Source organism: Streptomyces sp. NPDC046349 (genome assembly GCF_055587885.1).
In genome coordinates, this window is record NZ_JBVJFK010000004.1 from 419,183 (window position 1) to 438,141 (window position 18,959).

An 18,959-nucleotide genomic window follows, 5' to 3' on the forward strand; every position below is an offset into this window, starting at 1 on the left:
CTCAGATGTCGAGGAAGCGGACGTCCTTGGCGTTGCGCTGGATGAACGAGCGCCGGGCCTCGACGTCCTCACCCATGAGCACCGAGAACAGGTCGTCGGCCTGCGCCGCGTCGTCGAGGGTGACCTGGCCGAGCACGCGGTGGTCCACGTCCATCGTGGTGACGCGCAGCTCCTCGGCGTTCATCTCGCCCAGACCCTTGAAGCGCTGGATCGAGTCTTCCCTGATCCGCTTGCCGTTCTGCTTGCCCAGCTCCACGAGGGCGTCGCGCTCGCGGTCGGAGTACGCGTACTCGAAGTCGTCGCGGCCCCACTTGATCTTGTAGAGCGGCGGACGCGACAGGTACACGTGGCCGGCCTCGACCAGCGGCCGCATGAAGCGGAAGAGGAAGGTCAGCAGCAGGGTGTTGATGTGCTGGCCGTCGACGTCGGCGTCCGCCATCAGGATGATCTTGTGATAGCGGAGCTTCTCGATGTCGAAGTCCTCGTGCACACCGGTGCCGAAGGCGCTGATCAGCGCCTGGACCTCGGTGTTCTGGAGGATCTTGTCGATGCGCGCCTTCTCGACGTTCAGGATCTTGCCGCGGATGGGCAGGATGGCCTGGTACATCGGGTTGCGGCCGGACTTGGCCGAGCCGCCGGCGGAGTCACCCTCGACGATGAAGATCTCGCACTTGGTCGGGTCGTTCGACTGGCAGTCGGACAGCTTGCCCGGCAGCGAGGCGCTCTCCAGCAGGCCCTTGCGGCGCGTCAGGTCGCGGGCCTTGCGGGCCGCGACGCGAGCCGTGGCCGCCTGGATGGCCTTGCGGACGATGTCCGCGGCCTCGACCGGATTGCGGTCGAACCAGTCGTTCAGGTGCTCGTGGACGACCTTCTGCACAAAGGTCTTGGCCTCGGTGTTGCCCAGCTTGGTCTTGGTCTGGCCCTCGAACTGGGGCTCGCCCAGCTTGACCGAGATGATCGCCGTCAGGCCTTCGCGGATGTCCTCGCCGGCGAGGTTGTCGTCCTTCTCGCGAAGCAGCTTCTTGTCACGCGCGTAGCGGTTGACGAGACCGGTCAGCGCCGCGCGGAAGCCCTCCTCGTGCGTGCCGCCCTCGTGCGTGTGGATCGTGTTCGCGAAGGAGTAGACACCCTCGGTGTACTGCGAGTTCCACTGCATGGCGATCTCGACCGAGAGCATGCGCTCCTTGTCCTCGGCCTCGACGTCGATGACGGTCGGGTGGATCAGCTCGCCCTTGCGCGAGTTGAGGTACTTCACGAAGTCGACGATGCCGCCCTCGTAGTAGTACTTCACCGTGCGCGCCGTGGGCTCCGCCGTGTCCGCGTCCGGGTCGTCCGCGCCGACGGTCGCCTTCGCCGACTCGCGCTCGTCGGTCAGCGTCAGGGTGAGGCCCTTGTTGAGGAAGGCCATCTCCTGGAAGCGCCGCGACAGCGTCTCGAAGGAGTACTCGGTCGTCTCGAAGATGTCGCCGTCGGCCCAGAAGGTGACCGAGGTGCCGGTGTCGGCGGTCTCCTCGTTCTTGGCCAGCGGAGCCGTCGGCACGCCCAGCTTGTAGTCCTGGGTCCAGCGGTGGCCGTCCGTCTTGACCTCGACCGCGACCTTGGTCGACAGGGCGTTCACGACGGACACGCCGACGCCGTGCAGACCGCCGGATACGGCGTAGCCGCCGCCACCGAACTTGCCGCCCGCGTGCAGGACCGTCAGGACGACCTCGACGGCCGGCTTGCCCTCGGACGGGACGATGCCGACCGGGATACCGCGACCGTTGTCGACCACGCGCACCCCACCGTCGGCGAGGATCGTCACGTCGATGGTGTCCGCGTGCCCGGCCAGCGCCTCGTCGACCGAGTTGTCGACGACCTCGTAGACGAGGTGGTGCAGACCACGCTCACCCGTCGAGCCGATGTACATACCCGGCCGCTTGCGGACCGCGTCCAGGCCCTCGAGGACCTGGATCGCACTGGCGTCGTAATTCTTCTCGTTGGAGTCGCCGGAATCGGCCACGAAGCGCCCTTTCTGGCACAGCGCAGCCCGTACTCCGGACCAGCAAGTGCGCCGGCGGGAGCGGCCGCGTCGATCTGCGTTGTCTGCGTGATCCCGCGAACGGGCGGGATTTGCTCCAGTCTACCGGTACCACGGACATGAATGGGGGTTTGCCGGTACCTGAGTCCGCATGTGCCGCCCTGAACCTCCTCTCTCCGACTCCCCACATCCGGGGAGGGGCTCAAAGAGGCTCACACGGGCACCCAGCGCTTCGGGCTGTCAACCTCCGGCTACCGTGAGGGACGCCACCCGCCGACGCGTGCACGACAGGGGTCCGCGGGTGCTACTCACCCGTAGGTATCGCCGGGTCCGGTGCTCCCGGGAGCCCTCCACGGCCCGTACCCCTTCGGGCGGCCGCCCGGTCCCTGCACCTTGATCAGGCGGACCGTGCCCTGCCCCAGATCCGCGTTCAGCCGCGCCACCAGCTGCGGGGCCAGCAGCTTCAGCTGCGCCGCCCACGCCGAGGAGTCGCATCTCACGACCAGCTCACGGTTCTCGTACCGCTGCGGTTCACAGTGCGCAGCGATCTCGGGGCCGACGATCTGCGGCCAGCGCTCCATCACGCCCGCCACCGCCATCGGCATCTCCCAGCCGCGCTCGGTGCGCAGCCGGTCCAGCGCCGCCATGAGCGGCATCGGGTCCCGGCCGTCCGCGCGGGCGCCCGACCGCAGCCCCGGCTGCTGCTGGCGCTTCCTGCCGCCCGCCGCGTTGCCACGGGCCCGCGCCTGCTCGCGCGCAGCAGCGAGGGCCTGGCGGGCCAGGTCCACCCCGGAGGCCTCCGGGACCCTGCGCCCCTGCTGCGGATCCTTGCCCTGCTCGTTCACAACCGGGTCACCTCACCGCCGGACACCCCGAACCGCGCTCCCGCCAGCACGCCGGGAACGTCGTCGTCCACGGCCGCGGTCACGAGGACCTGCTCGCCCGGCGCCACCAGCTCCGCCAGCCGCTCCCGGCGCCGCGCGTCCAGTTCCGCGAAGACGTCGTCCAGGATCAGCACCGGCTCGCTGCCTTCCGAGCGCAGCAGCTCGTAGGAGGCCAGCCGCAGCGCCAGCGCGTAGGACCAGGACTCGCCGTGGCTGGCGTACCCCTTGGCGGGGAGCTCCCCCAGCCGCAGGAGCACGTCGTCGCGGTGCGGGCCGACCAGCGTCACCCCGCGCTCGATCTCCTGCTTGCGCACCTCGCCGAGCGCGGCCAGCAGCACCTCGTAGAGCGCCTCGCGGGTGCGGGCCCCGCCGCTGTCCACCGGCTCCCCGGCCGAGCACCTGTACGCCAGCCCCAGCGGGCCGCCGCCGGGCGCGAGCTGCTCGTAGGCCTTGTCCGCCAGCGGCAGCAGCGTCGCGATCAGGTCCAGGCGCTGCGCCAGCAGCTCGGCGCCCGCGCGCGCCAGGTGCTGGTCCCACACGTCGAGCGTGGACAGGTCCATCGAGCGCCCGCCGTGCCGACGGGCCATCGCCGCGGACTTCAGCAGCGTGTTGCGCTGCTTGAGGACGCGCTCGTAGTCGGAGCGGACCCCGGCCATCCGCGGCGAGCGTGCGGTGACCAGCTCGTCCAGGAACCTGCGCCGCTCGCCCGGGTCGCCCTTGACCAGGGCCAGGTCCTCCGGCGCGAACAGCACCGTCCGTACGATCCCCAGCACGTCCCGCGGCCTGACCTGCGAGGACCGGTTGATCCGGGCACGGTTGGCGCGGCCGGGATTCAGCTCCAGCTCGACCAGCTGCTGGCGCTCGCCCTGGGTGACGGCCGCGCGGACGACCGCCCGGTCCGCGCCCATCCGTACGAGCGGAGCGTCCGAGGAGACCCGGTGGCTGCCCAGGGTCGCGAGGTAGCCGACCGCCTCGACGAGGTTGGTCTTGCCCTGGCCGTTGGGGCCCACGAAAGCGGTGACGCCCGGGTCGAGGGGAACCTCGGCCCGGGCGTACGAGCGGAAGTCGGCCAGTGAGAGATGCGAGACATGCATACGGCGCCGACCTCCCCCGGCTTCCCAACTGCTCTTTCGTGGTGCTTGTGCTGCTGCCCGCTGCGGGCGCTCAGGCCTTTTCGACCGCGTGGCCGCCGAACTGGTTGCGCAGGGCGGCGATCATCTTCATCTGCGGGGAGTCCTCCTGGCGGGAGGCGAACCGCGCGAACAGCGAGGCGGTGATCGCGGGCAGCGGCACGGCGTTGTCGATCGCCGCCTCCACCGTCCAGCGACCCTCGCCGGAGTCCTGCGCGAAGCCCTTCAGCCGCTCCAGGTGCTCGTCCTCGTCGAGGGCGTTCACGGCCAGGTCCAGCAGCCAGGAACGGATGACGGTGCCTTCCTGCCAGGAGCGGAAGACCTCGCGGACGTCGGTGACCGAGTCCACCTTCTCCAGGAGCTCCCAGCCCTCCGCGTAGGCCTGCATCATGGCGTACTCGATGCCGTTGTGGACCATCTTCGCGAAGTGGCCCGCGCCGACCTTGCCGGCGTGCACGGCGCCGAACTCGCCCTCGGGCTTGAGGGCGTCGAAGACCGGCTGGACGCGTGCGACATGGTCCTTGGCACCGCCGTACATCAGCGCGTAGCCGTTCTCCAGGCCCCACACGCCGCCGGAGACACCGCAGTCGACGAAGCCGATGCCCTTGGCGGCCAGCTCCTCGGCGTGCTTCTCGTCGTCCGTCCAGCGGGAGTTTCCGCCGTCGACGACCACGTCGCCGATCGAGAGCAGCTCGCCCAGCTCGTCGATGGTGGACTGGGTCGCCGCGCCGGCGGGGACCATGACCCACACGACGCGGGGGGCCTGCAGGCTGTCCACAAGTTCCCGGAGGCTGTGGACGTCCGCGAGGTCCGGGTTGCGGTCGTATCCGATGACGGTGTGGCCTGCGCGGCGGATGCGCTCGCGCATGTTGCCGCCCATCTTGCCGAGACCGACGAGACCAAGCTCCATCAGGTGGTTCCTTAAGCGTTGTGGCCGTCTTTGCGGGGCAGCCCCGGCCGTGTCCTCGCGGACGCGCGGGGGGTCGCCCACCGGATCCGAGCCTACGCCGGGCCGTGGCGACGGGCCCCGCGGGCGCTCCATGGCGGCCGGGCGGCTTGCCGGGTTCCCGGCGCCCTCCCCAGCCTGTGGACGACGTCGGGCCCGGTCCCGCAGCAGCGTGCGAGACCGGGCCCGACGTCGACAGGTGGAGCGTCAGCCGGACAGGCGTACCGGCATGATCAGGTACTTGTAGGCCTCGTCGGCCTCCGCGTCGACCGCCGGGCGGCCGCTGAGCAGCGCGGGCTTGGTCGACGTGGTGAAGCTGAGCTGGGCCACCGGCGAGGCGATCGCGCTGAGGCCGTCCAGCAGGAAGGTCGGGTTGAAGGCGATGGAGATGTCGTCGCCCTCCAGCTGGGCGTCGACCCTTTCCACAGCCTGTGCGTCGTCGGAGGAGCCGGCCTCCAGGATCAGCACACCCTGCTCGAAGCTGAGGCGGACCGGGGTGTTGCGCTCGGCCACCAGGGCCACGCGCTTGACGGCCTCGACGAACGGGGCGGTCTCGATCACGGCGACGGAGTTGAACTCGGTCGGGAAGAGCGTCCGGTACTTGGGCAGGTCGCCCTCGAGGAGCCGGGTGGTGGTGCGGCGGCCGGCGCCCTCGAAACCGATCAGGCCCTCGCCGGCACCGGAGCCGGACAGCGCCAGGGTCACGGTGTCGCCGCTGGTCAGAGAGTTGGCGATCTCCTGGAGCGTCTTGGCGGGCACCAGGGCCACGGCCGAGGCCTCCGGGTTCTCCGGCTTCCACAGGAATTCGCGGACCGCGAAGCGGTAGCGGTCGGTGGAGGCCAGCGTGACGCGGTCGCCCTCGATCTCGATGCGGACACCGGTCAGCACGGGCAGCGTGTCGTCGCGGCCCGCGGCCGTGGCGACCTGCTTGGCGGCGGCGGCGAAGACCTCGCCGGACACGGTGCCGGTCGCGGTCGGCATCTGCGGCAGCGCCGGGTACTCCTCCACAGGAAGGGTGTGGAGTGTGAATCGCGAGGAGCCGCAGACCACGGTCGCCCGTACACCGTCTGTGGAAATCTCCACCGGCCGGTTGGGGAGGGCGCGGCAGATGTCGGCGAGCAGTCGGCCGGAGACCAGGACGGTGCCGTCCTCCTCGACGTCAGCCTCGACGGAGACGCGGGCCGAGACCTCGTAGTCGAAGCCGGAGAGGCTCAGGGTGCCGTCCTCGGCCTTGAGCAGCAGGCCCGCGAGAACGGGCACCGGCGGCCGGGCCGGGAGGCTGCGGGCCGCCCAGGCCACCGCCTCCGCGAGTACGTCGCGCTCCACCCGGATCTTCACCGGAACCGCCTCCTGCTGTTGCTCGCTCGTCTGCCGGCCTTCGTCGTCGGCTCGTCGATGCCTCGACCGATGCCGGGGACCAGTCTGACGTACGGCGCCGACACTCGGTGCGGCCGGCGGTCAAGTCGGGAGCGAGGCGCCGGGGCGGGCGACCGACGAGTTGTGCACAGGACCTGCTTGAAAACCGAAACCGGGCTAACTCTCTATGGGGGTAGTAGTAGGGCCTGTGGAAACGGTGGATAAGCCCGTCGTCGCAGGTCAGAGTGCGTTTTTTATCCACCGGCCCTGTGGGCGGCACCGGTGGACAACACGGTGTCCCTGTGGAGAACGAAAAGTTCTGCACAGGCTGTCCCCAGGTGGCCCCGATTACTCCACAGGTGTGTCCCCAGCTTTCCCCCGGTACTCCACAACCCAAACGTCTACATCCGTGTGACGGCTTTCACTCCGGGCGGTGAGAAGGGGTGGCGGGTTGCCGAACAGTGGACAAGGGTGTGGAGAAGTCCGCAGAACCTGTGCACAGCATGGGGGAACCTGTGGGGTGGCGGTGGACAACGACGTGGACAGGCCTGTGGACGAGATTTTTGTCCACAGGCTGTGGATGACGTTTGCGCACAAATCCACAGGGTTCTGACCAGGCCTGATGGATCCTCAACAGCCACCCCTGTGGACAAATTGTGGGCGACGCGGGCAGTCCCCAGGGTGTGGACGGGAGAAAGTCGCCGAATCTGTGGATGAGTTGCCCCTCAGGGGGCGTATTCGAACAGGTCAGGGGCGCACGCACGAAGAAGGGCGCCCCCGTTGTGGACCGGGAGCGCCCTCTGGATGCGTTTGAGGGGCCTGGAGCCGCACCGGTCCAGCCGACCGGTTGCCCGCGCTCAGGCGTTCTTGATGCGGTTGGTGAGCTCCGTGACCTGGTTGTAGATGGAGCGCCGCTCGGCCATCAGAGCGCGGATCTTGCGGTCCGCGTGCATGACCGTGGTGTGGTCGCGGCCGCCGAACTGGGCCCCGATCTTGGGCAGCGACAGGTCGGTGAGCTCCCGGCAGAGGTACATGGCGATCTGCCGGGCGGTGACCAGGACCCGGCTGCGCGAGGAGCCGCACAGGTCGTCCACGGTCAGGCCGAAGTAGTCCGCGGTGGCCGCCATGATGTCGCTGGCCGTGATCTCCGGTGCGCTGTCCTCGCCGCCCGGGATCAGGTTCTTGAGGACGTCCTCGGTGAGGCCCAGGTCGACCGGCTGCCGGTTGAGGCTCGCGAAGGCCGTGACCCGGATCAGCGCTCCCTCCAGCTCGCGGATGTTGCGAGAGATGCGGGAGGCGATGAACTCCAGTACCTCCGGCGGGGCGTTGAGCTGCTCCTGCACCGCCTTCTTGCGCAGGATCGCGATACGGGTCTCCAGCTCGGGCGGCTGGACGTCCGTGATCAGGCCCCACTCGAAGCGGTTGCGGAGCCGGTCCTCGAGGGTGACGAGCTGCTTGGGCGGCCGGTCGGAGGAGAGGACGATCTGCTTGTTGGCGTTGTGGAGCGTGTTGAAGGTGTGGAAGAACTCCTCCTGAGTCGATTCCTTGCTCGCGAGGAACTGGATGTCGTCGACGAGCAGGATGTCCATCTCGCGGTACCGCTTGCGGAACGCGTCGCCCTTGCCGTCGCGGATCGAGTTGATGAACTCGTTGGTGAACTCCTCTGAGCTCACGTACCGGACGCGGGTGCCGGGGTAGAGGCTGCGTGCGTAGTGCCCGATGGCGTGCAGCAGGTGCGTCTTGCCCAGCCCCGACTCCCCATAGATGAAAAGGGGGTTGTAGGCCTTCGCCGGCGCCTCGGCGACGGCCACGGCGGCTGCGTGCGCGAAGCGGTTGGACGCGCCGATGACGAACGTGTCGAAGAGGTATTTGGGGTTCAGCCGGGCGGTGGGCTCCAGGGGACCGGAGCTGGAGCCGCCGGACGGGGCCGGCGGCGGGGCGGGCCGGCCGGGAGCCTGGCGCGGCGCGGGCTGCTCGTAGGACGTCTGCTCGTACTGATGGGGCTGGTGCGACGGCTGCTGCTCGTACGGGGACTGCTCGTACTGCTGCTGGTCGTAGGAGCCCTTGTCATAGGAGGACTGGTCGTACTGCTGCTGGTCGTAGCCCGAGGGCTCGGCCTGCTGGAGGTAGCCCGGCTGCGGAGAGGCGTAGGGGTCGCGCTCGGGGAAGCCGCCCAGGCGCGGCTGCTGCCAGCCGTAGTCGTCCTGCTGCCCGCGGGGCCATGCGCCGGGCTCGGAGCGTGGCTGCTGGTAGTCCGGATAGGCCGGGCGGGCCGTGGGGAGCTGATCGTCGGAGGGACCGCCGCCCGAGCGCTGGCCGCCGTACGGCTCGTAGCCGCCGGGCTGCTGGACGGGAGGGGCGGAGGGGGACGGCTCGCCGGCGGAGTCGTCCACCGTGATGGCGATCCGGATGGGGCGGCCGCACTCCCGGCTGAGCGCATCGCTGATCAGCGGGGCGAGGCGGCCTTCGAGGACGCGCTTGCCCCACTCGTTGGGGACGGCGAGCAGGGCGGTGTCGGCGACGAGTGCCAGGGGCTGGCACCGCTCGACCCACTGCTTGTCCTTGGGCTCGATGCCCGGCTGTCCCTCCCCGAGGAGCTTCTCGAGCACCCTTGGCCACACTGCGGCAAGATCGGCAGGTACGTCAGCCACAGAGCACGCTCTCTCACAGGGGTCCCACGAATGTGTGGTTCTTTGGGACGGTCGGGACAAAAAATCCGGGGTCGGACAACGGTAGTCAGGCCGGAGGCTGCGGTTCAAGTCGTTGTCCACAGCCTGTGCACAGTGTGCGGCAGGGCAGGCTCGGTTTGACCGGATGGCGTAGCCGCGCGTACCGTAACGAGGTCGAGTTGTCGATGGCTGCTGCCGCCTGCCTACCGATGGGCGAAGGTCACTGATAGTGATCATTTAGCGGTGCCACTCGGGCGAACACGCGAGTTTCCTCGTGGGCGCACGGTGACAGCCAGGCGATGTCCCGCCACAACGATTCATTCTCTGGAGCCCCCGAGTGAGCAAGCGCACCTTCCAGCCGAACAACCGCCGTCGTGCCAAGACCCACGGCTTCCGCCTGCGGATGCGTACCCGTGCCGGTCGCGCGATTCTCGCGAACCGTCGTTCCAAGGGCCGCGCCGCCCTTTCCGCGTAACAGCGCGCGGGTCGTGACGTCGTGCTGTCTCCCGAGAATCGGCTGAGGCGGCGCGAGGACTTCGCGAGCGCGGTACGCCGAGGACGCCGGGCCGGTCGCCCACTCCTCGTCGTCCACCTACGTACAAGCGGTGCAACGGACCCGCACGAGTCGGGGGAGATCGATCCCTCGTCGCGTGCGGGTTTCGTCGTCAGCAAGGCCGTCGGCAATGCCGTCATACGGAACCGGGTGAAGCGCCGCCTTCGCCATCTGGTCCGCGAGCGGCTGTCGCAGCTGCCCGCCGGTAGCCTGGTGGTGGTACGAGCGTTGCCCGGAGCGGGCGATGCCGGCCCCGACGAACTGGCCCGGGACCTGGATGCCGCTCTGGCGCGGCTCCTGGGAGGCCTGGCTCGATGAAGTACCCGCTGCTCGCTTTGATCAAGCTGTACCAGTGGACGATCAGTCCGCTGCTCGGGCCGGTGTGCCGCTATTACCCGTCGTGTTCGCACTACGGGTATACGGCCATCGACCGGCATGGTGCGGTGAAGGGGACAGCGCTGACCGCCTGGCGGATCCTGCGGTGCAATCCGTGGTCCCCGGGTGGCGTGGACCATGTCCCACCCCGTAAACGCCCGCGTTGGCACGAGCAGCTGCGCAGTGCGTTGCGTAGATCTCGCAATGCTCAAGGAGCCTGATTAGTGGACACGATCGCCGGTCTGTTCAGCTTTATCACCACACCCGTTTCCTGGATCATCGTCCAGTTCCACTCGCTGTACGGGGCGGTCTTCGGGCCGGACAGTGGATGGGCCTGGGGCCTGTCCATCGTGTCCCTGGTGGTCTTGATCCGTATCTGCCTGATCCCGCTCTTCGTCAAGCAGATCAAGGCGACGCGTGGCATGCAGGCGCTCCAGCCGAAGATGAAGGCGATCCAGGAGCGCTACAAGAACGACAAGCAGCGTCAGTCCGAAGAGATGATGAAGCTGTACAAGGAGACGGGTACCAACCCGCTCTCCTCGTGCCTTCCCATCCTGGCGCAGTCGCCGTTCTTCTTCGCGCTGTACCACGTACTGGCGAACATCGCCGACGGCAAGACCATCGGCGTCCTGAACCAGGAGCTCGTCGACAGCGCTCGTGAGGCCAAGATCTTCGGCGCGCCGATCGCCGCCAAGTTCATGGACAGCTCCGAGAAGGTGGCCGCCCTGGGCGCCTCGCTGACGGACGTCCGGATCGTGACCGCCGTCATGATCGTCCTGATGTCGCTGTCGCAGTTCTACACCCAGCGTCAGCTGATGCAGAAGAACGTCGACCTGTCGGTCAAGACGCCGTTCATGCAGCAGCAGAAGATGCTGATGTACATCTTCCCGGTGATCTTCGCGGTCATGGGTATCAACTTCCCCGTCGGTGTCCTCGTCTACTGGCTGACCACCAACGTCTGGACCATGGGCCAGCAGATGTACGTGATCAACCAGAACCCGACGCCGGGCAGCAAGGCGCAGGACCAGTACCTGACGCGGCTGCTCAAGCACGCCACCTCGCACGGTGAGGTCAAGGGCCGGGGCAAGAAGAAGATCGTCGCTGCCATCGTGGCCAAGGGGCCGGACCGCAACGACATCGAGCGGAAGTTCATCACGGCGCTGTCGAAGCAGGGTCTGGCCGCTCAGGCGGACGGTTCGGTGATCAAGAGTTCCGAGGCCACGGCCGATTCGGACGCCGCGAGCGGCGGTGCCGCGAAGCGGCAGCAGCCGAAGCGGCAGACGAAGTCGCAGCGCCAGACGCCCAGCAAGCCCTCTCCCAAGAAGTAAGAAGGAGTCCCTCCCGTGACGGAAGGCACCACCACCGCCGCCGCTGAGAGTGGCGACACCCTGACCCGCCTCGAGCAGGAGGGTGAGATCGCGGCCGACTACCTCGAGGGTCTGTTGGACATCGCAGACCTGGACGGCGACATCGACATGGACGTCGAGGCCGACCGTGCCGCGGTGTCGATCGTCAGTGACTCCGCCAGCCGCGACCTGCAGAAGCTCGTGGGCCGCGACGGCGAGGTCCTGGAGGCCCTCCAGGAGCTGACCCGCCTGGCCGTCCACCGCGAGACCGGGGACCGCAGCCGGCTGATGCTCGACATCGCCGGGTTCCGCGCGAAGAAGCGCGAGGAGCTGGCAGCCCTGGGCGCGAAGGCGGCTGCGGACGTGAAGGCGTCGGGCGAGCCGCTGAAGCTGGCTCCGATGACCCCGTTCGAACGGAAGGTCGTCCACGACGCCGTGGCGGCCGCCGGTCTGCGGAGCGAGTCCGAGGGCGAGGAGCCGCAGCGCTTCGTCGTTGTGCTCCCGGCCTGAGCGCCAGCACGAGTGTTCGGCCCCGTCTGTGTCGCAGGCGGGGCCGATGTTTGTCAGCCTGGCATGTGAACGACGCGGCATCTTGAATACGTGGTCTTCGGGACCACGAGGTACGGAAGGACGGTCCCCGTGACGGAGGCAGCTGAGCTTCCCGAGGCGCCCGAAGAGGCGCGCGCGGTGTTCGGTGAGTTTTTCCCGGAAGCTGTGCGGTATGCGGAGCTGCTCGCGGACGCGGGAGTCAAGCGCGGCCTGATCGGGCCGCGCGAGGTGCCGCGCCTGTGGGAGCGGCACCTGCTGAACTGTGCGGTCCTGTCGGAGGTGGTGCCCCAGGGCGTCACCGTGTGCGACGTGGGCTCGGGTGCAGGTCTGCCGGGCATCCCGCTGGCGCTGGTGCGCCGGGATCTCAAGATCACACTGCTTGAGCCGCTGCTGCGGCGGACGACCTTCCTCCAGGAGGCCGTGGAGCTGCTGGGCCTCGACCACGTCACCGTGGTGCGCGGGCGAGCCGAGGAGGTCCTCGGCAAGCTGCAGCCGGTGCACGTCGTAACGGCGCGTGCCGTGGCCCCGCTGGACCGGCTGGCCGGCTGGGGAGTTCCCCTGCTACGTCCGTACGGGGAGATGCTGGCGCTCAAGGGAGACACTGCCGAGGAGGAGCTGGTGTCGGCCAAGGCGGCGCTGACGAAGCTCGGTGTGGTGAAGACCTCGGTGCTGCAGGTGGGCGAGGGGCTGGTGGACCCGCTGTCGACGGTGGTCCGGGTCGAGGTCGGAGAAAGCCCCGGTGGGGTGAGGTTCGCGGCCAAGCGGGCTAAGGCAGCCAGGGTCGGACGGTCTCGGCGGCGTCGCTGAATCGCTGGTTGTATGGGGCCCGCGCGGAGATTTCGTCTGTGTTGGGCCCTATAGGTATGCATTTCGGAGTGTCGTAGAGGCCGGAAGACTCCGTCCGGGCATCGTGTTTCACGTGAAACGTCGCTCTCTGCTGCACGGAATCATCAGCCGCGGTCGTGCGGCTGCGTCCCCCCTCCAGCGCAAGGACACAAGGGGGACGGAGTTGTCCACATCGGTGGATTCATCCACAGGAGTACGGGCCCCGCTGGTTCGCGACCCCGGTGACATGGCAGGCTCTGTTCATCGCGAGCCTGATGTCGAGGAGAGTGACACCGTGCGGTCCGACGCCAACCTCGCGGGGCCGATGGCCGACCCGGTCCCCGGTCCCCGCTCTGAACCGGTGGGTGAAGATGTTTCACGTGAAACATCGCCCCCACCCCTTGTAGACAACGAGACCCCCATCGGTCGATCCGCCCAGCTGGCGGTGGAGGCGATGGGACGCTCCGGTGCGGCCATGCCGCGCCCGGATCAGACTCGTGTCATCGTGGTCGCCAACCAGAAGGGCGGCGTGGGTAAGACCACGACAACCGTGAATCTGGCGGCCTCGCTGGCTCTGAACGGGGCACGGGTCCTCGTGGTCGACCTCGACCCGCAGGGGAATGCGTCCACGGCCTTGGGCATCGACCACCACGCGGACGTGCCGTCCATCTACCACGTGCTTGTGGACAGCCGGCCGCTGCTGGAGGTCGTCCAGCCGGTGGTCGACGTGGAGGGTCTCTTCTGCGCTCCGGCAACGATCGATCTGGCGGGTGCGGAAATCGAGCTGGTGTCGCTGGTGGCAAGGGAGAGCCGGCTTCAGCGGGCGATCCAGGCCTACGACCAGCCCCTCGACTACATCCTGATCGACTGCCCGCCCTCGCTCGGTCTGCTGACGGTGAACGCCCTGGTGGCCGGCGCCGAGGTGCTGATCCCCATCCAGTGCGAGTACTACGCGCTGGAGGGCCTGGGCCAGCTGCTGCGCAACGTCGATCTGGTGCGGGCCCACCTCAACCCGGCGCTCCACGTGTCGACCATCCTGCTGACGATGTACGACGGCAGAACCCGGCTGGCATCGCAGGTGGCGGATGAGGTGCGCAGCCACTTCGGCAAGGAGGTGCTCCGGACGAGCATCCCCCGGTCGGTGCGCATCTCGGAGGCGCCGAGCTACGGGCAGACGGTGCTCACCTATGACCCGGGTTCCAGTGGTTCCCTCTCCTATCTGGAGGCGGCGCGAGAAATCGCGTATCGGGGGGTCGGGATGCAGTACGAGTCTCAGCACGCCCACTTGGGCGCGGGCATGAACAGCACGCAGAGTATGGCGGAGGGGATCCAGTGAGTGAGCGACGTAGAGGGCTGGGACGGGGGCTCGCCGCACTGATCCCGCAGGCTCCGCAGGAGAAGACGCTGCCGGCGAGCACTGTTGGTTCCACGTCTCCGACAGCGGTGCCGGAGTTGACGAGCGAGCGCGGAGTCGCGGCGGCGAAGCTCGCGGCGCTGACGCAGGCCGATGTTTCACGTGAAACATCGCTCGCGGTTCTCCCGGTGGCCGAGCCGGAGCCGGAGGCCGAGGCGAACACGGTGGCGGGAGCGACGTTCGCGGAACTCCCGATGGACACGATCACGCCGAACCCGCGGCAGCCGCGCGAGGTGTTCGATGAGGACGCGCTCGCCGAGCTGGTGACCTCCATTCAGGAGGTTGGTCTGCTCCAGCCGGTGGTGGTGCGCCAGTCGGCACCCGGCCGCTACGAGCTGATCATGGGTGAGCGGCGCTGGCGCGCCTGCCGGGAAGCCGGCCTGGAGGCCATTCCGGCGATCATCCGTGCGACGGACGATGAGAAGCTGCTGCTGGACGCTCTGCTGGAGAACCTGCATCGTGCCCAGCTCAATCCGCTGGAAGAGGCAGCGGCCTACGATCAGCTGCTCCAGGACTTCAACTGCACGCACGACCAGCTGGCCGACCGGATCGGCCGCTCGCGTCCCCAGGTGTCCAACACCCTGCGGCTGCTGAAGCTGTCCCCGCCGGTGCAGCGCCGGGTGGCCGCCGGGGTGCTCTCGGCGGGGCACGCGCGGGCCCTGCTCTCTGTGGAGGACTCCGCGGAGCAGGACCGGCTGGCGCACCGGATCGTGGCCGAGGGGCTGTCGGTGCGTGCGGTCGAGGAGATCGTGACGCTGATGGCCTCGGAGCCGTCGAGCGCGGTGAAGCCGAAGGGTCCGCGTGCGGGGGCCCGGGTGTCGCCGGCGCTCAGCGAGCTGGCGACGCGGCTGTCGGACCGGTTCGAGACCCGGGTGAAGGTGGACCTGGGCCAGAAGAAGGGCAAGATCACCGTCGAGTTCGCTTCGATGGAGGATCTGGAGCGGATTCTGGGGACGCTCGCACCGGGCGAGGGCCGGGTGCTGGATCAGGGGCTGTCCGGGGAGTGATCCCCGAGTGGGCCGAGGGGCGGATCGTGCCGGTGTGAATCGGCGTGATCCGCCCCTTCGCTTTGCTGTCGAAGAACGATGGACCAGTGGATACGATGCGGTCATGGGTCGTCGGCTGGTACCACTCACGCTGGACAACCTCCAGGATCTGCCCCGACGTTGCCGGTCCTGCGTCTTCTGGGAGCTGGACCCGGTCAGCGGTGAGGCCGCCGTGAAGGCGGGCACTTCGGTGACAGAGAAGGAGGCGTGGATCTCCGCTGTCCTGCTGGAGTGGGGATCCTGCGGCCGTGTGGTCTACGTGGACGAGGTTCCGGTGGGCTTCGTGCTGTACGCCCCACCGGCGTATGTGCCTCGGTCCACCGCCTTCCCGACGAGTCCGGTCTCGCCGGATGCCGTTCAGCTGATCACCGCGTGGATCATGCCGGGATACCAGGGGCAGGGGCTGGGCCGGGTGATGGTCCAGACGGTAGCCAAGGATCTGCTGCGCAGGGGGTTCCGCGCGATCGAGGCGTTCGGAGACGCACGGTGGGAGGGCCCGGCCTGCCTGTTGCCGGCGGACCATCTGCTGGCCGTGGGCTTCAAGACCGTACGTCCTCATCCGGCCTATCCCCGGCTGCGGCTGGAGCTGCGGTCGACCCTGTCGTGGAAGGAAGACGTGGAGCTGGCTCTGGACCGGCTGCTGGGCGGCGCACGCAAGGAGCCGGCGCTCCGGCCGCTCTGACGGGTACGTGAAACGGCCCGCCCCCTCCGAGGGGGCGGGCCGTTTCACGTGGAACATCGGCCGCCGTCAGACGGTCTTGACCTCGACGAAGTCAGCGAGGTCACGCAGGATGGCGGCCTTCGGCTTGGCGCCGACGATGGTCTTGGCGACCTCGCCGCCCTGGTAGACGTTGAGCGTCGGGATGGACATGACGCCGTACTTGGCGGCGGTGGCCGGGTTCTCGTCGATGTTGAGCTTGACGATCTCGATCTGGTCGCCGTACTCGGCGGCGATGGCCTCGAGGGACGGCGCGATCTGGCGGCACGGTCCGCACCAGGCGGCCCAGAAGTCGACCAGTACGGGCTTGTCGCTCCTGAGGACCTCGGCGTCGAAGTCGGCGTCGGTCACGTTCTTGAGGGTGCCGGCCACAGCGGCCTCCTTGTTCTTCCTGCGGGGTGGGGTGTGGGGCTGGTGCGGGGGGTGGGACCGGTCAGACCGCTGCGTGCGCCTTCTCAACGTCCGCGAGGGCGGCGAGGAAGCGCTCGGCGTCGAGGGCGGCGGAGCAACCGGTGCCCGCGGCCGTGATGGCCTGACGGTACGTGTGGTCCACGACGTCGCCGGCGCCGAACACGCCGGTGATGCTGGTGCGGGTGGAGGGGGCGTCGACCTTGAGGTAGCCCTCGTCGTCGAGGTCCAGCTGGTCCTTGAAGAGCTCGGTGCGCGGGTCGTGGCCGACGGCGATGAACAGGCCGGTCACGGGCAGCTCGGAGGTCTCACCGGTCTTGGTGTTCCGGAGGGTGAGGCCGGAGAGCTTCTGCTCGCCGTGGATCTCGGCGACCTCGCTGTCCCAGGCGAACTTGATCTTCGGGTCGGCGAACGCGCGGTCCTGCATGGCCTTGGAGGCGCGCAAGCTGTCGCGGCGGTGGACGATCGTCACGGACTTGGCGAACCGGGAGAGGAAGGTTGCTTCCTCGATCGCGGTGTCACCCCCGCCGACCACGGCGATGTCGTGGTCCTTGAAGAAGAACCCGTCACAGGTGGCGCACCAGGAGACGCCGCGGCCGGAGAGGGCGTCCTCGTTGGGCAGGCCGAGCTTGCGGTGCTGCGAGCCGGTGGTGACGATGACGGCCTTCGCGCGGTGCACGGTGCCGGCGGTGTCGGTGACGGTCTTGATCTCACCGGTGAGATCAACGGCCACGATGTCGTCCGGGACCAGCTCGGCGCCGAAGCGCTCGGCCTGGCCACGCATGTTGTCCATCAGGTCCGGGCCCATGATGCCGTCCTGGAAACCGGGAAAGTTCTCCACCTCGGTGGTGTTCATCAGGGCGCCACCGGCGGTGACGGCACCTTCGAAGACCAGAGGCTTGAGCGAAGCGCGTGCGGTGTACAGGGCGGCGGTGTAACCGGCCGGCCCGGAGCCGATGATGATCACGTTTCGAACGTCGCTCACGGGTTTCTTCCTCGTCTCTGCGGACTGCGTGCTGCCTACCGGGGGCCGGTGCGGACTCTCACCCCACCCAACGGATCCTACGGCGCCCGCATTCCCCACCCGTCGCAGTGCGAACCTGAACGCGTCAGCTTCGCGGATAGGTGTTCTTCAGGAGGACCTTCCCCGGGGTGGCCGAACCGGGGTTCTCGCACGCGGTGTCGACGAGGTAGGCGTCCACGCGTGAGGCGTCTTCCGGGTGCGGCAGGACGAGCAGGTGGACGTCGGAGCCCTGGTAGCTGCCGCGTTCGGCGGCGAGCGGCGCATCGGAGCGGCCTGTGGCGTCCCGGACGCAGGCGGGGACGGCCGGGGCCGCCCGACTGTCTCCAGGGGCGACCCGGGGAGCACCGGTGGTGTCGTCCAGCCCGTAGGTGTTGTTCTGCTCTCCTGGGTCGGTCTTGGCAGCCGTTCCGGACGAGATGAGGCGCTGGACGCTGCCCCTCAGACCTTGCGCGGTGTACGTACCGCCGGCGGCCTCGCTGACGGGCGGGTGGGCGGCGGAGTCCGAGGCCGCGGTGTTGGGGTGGGGGGTGCCGGAGAAATCGATGAAGAGGAAAAGGCCGAGGGCGCACACGGCGGCGCCGGCCAGGCTGCCGAGAACGGCGATCCGGCGACGGGCACGGCGTCGCCCGGGGCCGGTTGGGCCGGTGGGGTGACCGGCGGGCGCTGTTTCACGTGAAACAGCCCGATCCGTCGTGCGCGAGCGAGGGGCCGGCATGGCCTGGTCCCGCGGTTGGGTGGCGTCGAGCAGGGCCTCGGCAGCCAGGGCTGCGTCGATCCGTCCGGCGATGTCGCTGGGCATGCGGGCAGGCCCGGGCAACGTGCCTAGGAGGCCGCGGATCTCCTCCAAGGAGGAGCGGACGTCGGCGCACAGGTTGCAGCCGTCGAGATGGCGGCGGATTTCCGCGGTTCGGGACGGGGAGAGGAGCCCCTCGGTCAGGTCGGAGATCTCCGAGACGTCCGGGTGCCGGATCGTGCCGGGCGTGCCGGTCGCAGGGCTCACGGTCGTCCACCTCCGCCCTTCACAGCGTCTGGGTCTGGTTGCCGGGGTTGTGCTGCCGCTGGTGGGACGGGCGTGCCCGGCGTCCGGTTCCTTCCCCGCTCGACGGTGGGGTTATCCCCGGCATTCGTGCGCAGATGAGTGAGAAGCGGCAGCAGTTTCGCCCGGCCTCGCGCGCACCGGCTTTTCACCGTGCCGGAGGGCACGTCGAGGATGTCGGCGGCTTCGGCGACGGGGTAACCCTGCATGTCCACGAGGACCAGGGCGGCTCGCTGCTCGTCCGGGAGGGTCCTGAGGGCGGCCAGGAGCTGTCGGTGGAGGTCCTCGCGCTCAGCGGGTGCCTCGGCGGACTCGTGGGGCTCCAGAAGGCTCTCCAGGCGCTCCGTGTCGTCCAGGGGAGCGGTCCTGCGGGAGGCGGCCTTGCGGGCACGGTCGAGGCAGGCGTTGACGGTGATCCGGTGCAGCCATGTGGTGACGGCCGACTCGCCCCGGAAGGTGTGCGCGGCCCGGTACGCGGAGACCAGGGCGTCCTGCACGGCGTCCGCGGCCTCTTCCCGGTCCCCGAGCGTCCGCAGGGCCACGGCCCACAGGCGGTCCCTATGCCGCCGCACGAGCTCCCCGAAGGCATCGGGATCACCGCCCGCGTGCAGCGCCAGAAGCTCCTGGTCGCTGCACGCGCCGCGTGTCGTGTTGTTCAAC

The 18,959-nt window shown here is 68.9% G+C and carries 19 protein-coding genes; 9 read left to right on the forward strand and 10 right to left on the reverse strand.

The features are described 5' to 3' along the window. Position 1: 1 nt before the first annotated feature. From gyrB to dnaA, 6 genes are all read right to left on the reverse strand, one after another. Positions 2–2,023, reverse strand: a complete 2,022-nt coding sequence (gyrB, locus tag ACZ6JS_RS11955; RefSeq protein ID WP_469297667.1) for a DNA topoisomerase (ATP-hydrolyzing) subunit B — start codon at positions 2,021–2,023, stop codon at positions 2–4. 305 nt (positions 2,024–2,328) lie between these two features. Beyond that, positions 2,329–2,865, reverse strand: coding sequence for a DciA family protein (locus ACZ6JS_RS11960; protein ID WP_469297502.1), 537 nt, complete (start codon positions 2,863–2,865; stop codon positions 2,329–2,331). Next, positions 2,862–3,998: a DNA replication/repair protein RecF gene (gene recF, locus ACZ6JS_RS11965; RefSeq protein ID WP_469297503.1), complete on the reverse strand. Its 1,137-nt coding sequence runs from the start codon at positions 3,996–3,998 to the stop codon at positions 2,862–2,864. Before recF ends, ACZ6JS_RS11960 begins: the two co-directional genes overlap by 4 nt. 70 nt (positions 3,999–4,068) lie before the next feature. Beyond that, complete coding sequence (gene gnd / locus ACZ6JS_RS11970; protein ID WP_469297504.1) at positions 4,069–4,944, reverse strand: phosphogluconate dehydrogenase (NAD(+)-dependent, decarboxylating); 876 nt, start codon at positions 4,942–4,944, stop codon at positions 4,069–4,071. Between the two features lie 243 nt (positions 4,945–5,187). Further along, a complete protein-coding gene (gene dnaN / locus ACZ6JS_RS11975; RefSeq protein WP_469297505.1) occupies positions 5,188–6,318 on the reverse strand; it encodes a DNA polymerase III subunit beta in 1,131 nt (376 codons plus the stop codon). Between the two features lie 875 nt (positions 6,319–7,193). Next, complete coding sequence (gene dnaA / locus ACZ6JS_RS11980; protein WP_469297506.1) at positions 7,194–9,242, reverse strand: chromosomal replication initiator protein DnaA; 2,049 nt, start codon at positions 9,240–9,242, stop codon at positions 7,194–7,196. Between the two features lie 100 nt (positions 9,243–9,342). On the opposite strand from dnaA, the gene rpmH reads away from it, so the two are divergent. The 9 genes from rpmH to ACZ6JS_RS12025 all read left to right on the forward strand — a co-directional run bounded on the left by rpmH (position 9,343) and on the right by ACZ6JS_RS12025 (position 15,795). Then, complete coding sequence (rpmH, locus tag ACZ6JS_RS11985) at positions 9,343–9,480, forward strand: 50S ribosomal protein L34 (protein ID WP_018547628.1); 138 nt, start codon at positions 9,343–9,345, stop codon at positions 9,478–9,480. A 21-nt stretch (positions 9,481–9,501) separates the two neighbouring features. Further along, on the forward strand, positions 9,502–9,876 hold the full coding sequence (rnpA, locus tag ACZ6JS_RS11990; protein ID WP_469297507.1) for a ribonuclease P protein component: 375 nt from the start codon (positions 9,502–9,504) through the stop codon (positions 9,874–9,876). Continuing rightward, a complete protein-coding gene (gene yidD, locus ACZ6JS_RS11995; protein ID WP_076043740.1) occupies positions 9,873–10,154 on the forward strand; it encodes a membrane protein insertion efficiency factor YidD in 282 nt (93 codons plus the stop codon). The genes rnpA and yidD overlap by 4 nt, the downstream gene beginning before the upstream one ends. 3 nt (positions 10,155–10,157) lie before the next feature. Beyond that, positions 10,158–11,261, forward strand: coding sequence for a membrane protein insertase YidC (gene yidC, locus ACZ6JS_RS12000; protein ID WP_469297508.1), 1,104 nt, complete (start codon positions 10,158–10,160; stop codon positions 11,259–11,261). A gap of 15 nt (positions 11,262–11,276) precedes the next feature. Then, entirely contained in the window at positions 11,277–11,789 is a 513-nt protein-coding gene (locus ACZ6JS_RS12005) for a Jag family protein (RefSeq protein WP_030025736.1), read from the forward strand. A gap of 129 nt (positions 11,790–11,918) precedes the next feature. Beyond that, positions 11,919–12,635 (forward strand): 16S rRNA (guanine(527)-N(7))-methyltransferase RsmG, encoded by a 717-nt coding sequence (gene rsmG, locus ACZ6JS_RS12010; RefSeq protein WP_469297509.1) that lies wholly within the window; start codon positions 11,919–11,921, stop codon positions 12,633–12,635. 265 nt (positions 12,636–12,900) lie between these two features. Further along, on the forward strand, positions 12,901–13,989 hold the full coding sequence (locus tag ACZ6JS_RS12015) for a ParA family protein (RefSeq protein WP_078959535.1): 1,089 nt from the start codon (positions 12,901–12,903) through the stop codon (positions 13,987–13,989). Continuing rightward, complete coding sequence (locus ACZ6JS_RS12020; RefSeq protein ID WP_469297510.1) at positions 13,986–15,074, forward strand: ParB/RepB/Spo0J family partition protein; 1,089 nt, start codon at positions 13,986–13,988, stop codon at positions 15,072–15,074. Before ACZ6JS_RS12015 ends, ACZ6JS_RS12020 begins: the two co-directional genes overlap by 4 nt. A 103-nt stretch (positions 15,075–15,177) precedes the next feature. Beyond that, a complete protein-coding gene (locus ACZ6JS_RS12025; RefSeq protein WP_469297511.1) occupies positions 15,178–15,795 on the forward strand; it encodes a GNAT family N-acetyltransferase in 618 nt (205 codons plus the stop codon). Between the two features lie 66 nt (positions 15,796–15,861). On the opposite strand, the gene trxA is transcribed toward ACZ6JS_RS12025, so the two are convergent. From trxA to sigM, 4 genes are all read right to left on the reverse strand, one after another. Beyond that, a complete protein-coding gene (gene trxA / locus ACZ6JS_RS12030; RefSeq protein WP_112448015.1) occupies positions 15,862–16,203 on the reverse strand; it encodes a thioredoxin in 342 nt (113 codons plus the stop codon). Positions 16,204–16,264: 61 nt separating this feature from the next. Beyond that, a complete protein-coding gene (trxB, locus tag ACZ6JS_RS12035) occupies positions 16,265–17,224 on the reverse strand; it encodes a thioredoxin-disulfide reductase (protein ID WP_469297512.1) in 960 nt (319 codons plus the stop codon). A 124-nt stretch (positions 17,225–17,348) separates the two neighbouring features. Continuing rightward, positions 17,349–18,263 (reverse strand): anti-sigma factor, encoded by a 915-nt coding sequence (locus ACZ6JS_RS12040; RefSeq protein ID WP_469297513.1) that lies wholly within the window; start codon positions 18,261–18,263, stop codon positions 17,349–17,351. Next, positions 18,260–18,958, reverse strand: coding sequence for an RNA polymerase sigma factor SigM (sigM, locus tag ACZ6JS_RS12045; protein ID WP_469297514.1), 699 nt, complete (start codon positions 18,956–18,958; stop codon positions 18,260–18,262). Before sigM ends, ACZ6JS_RS12040 begins: the two co-directional genes overlap by 4 nt. Position 18,959 lies beyond the last annotated feature (1 nt).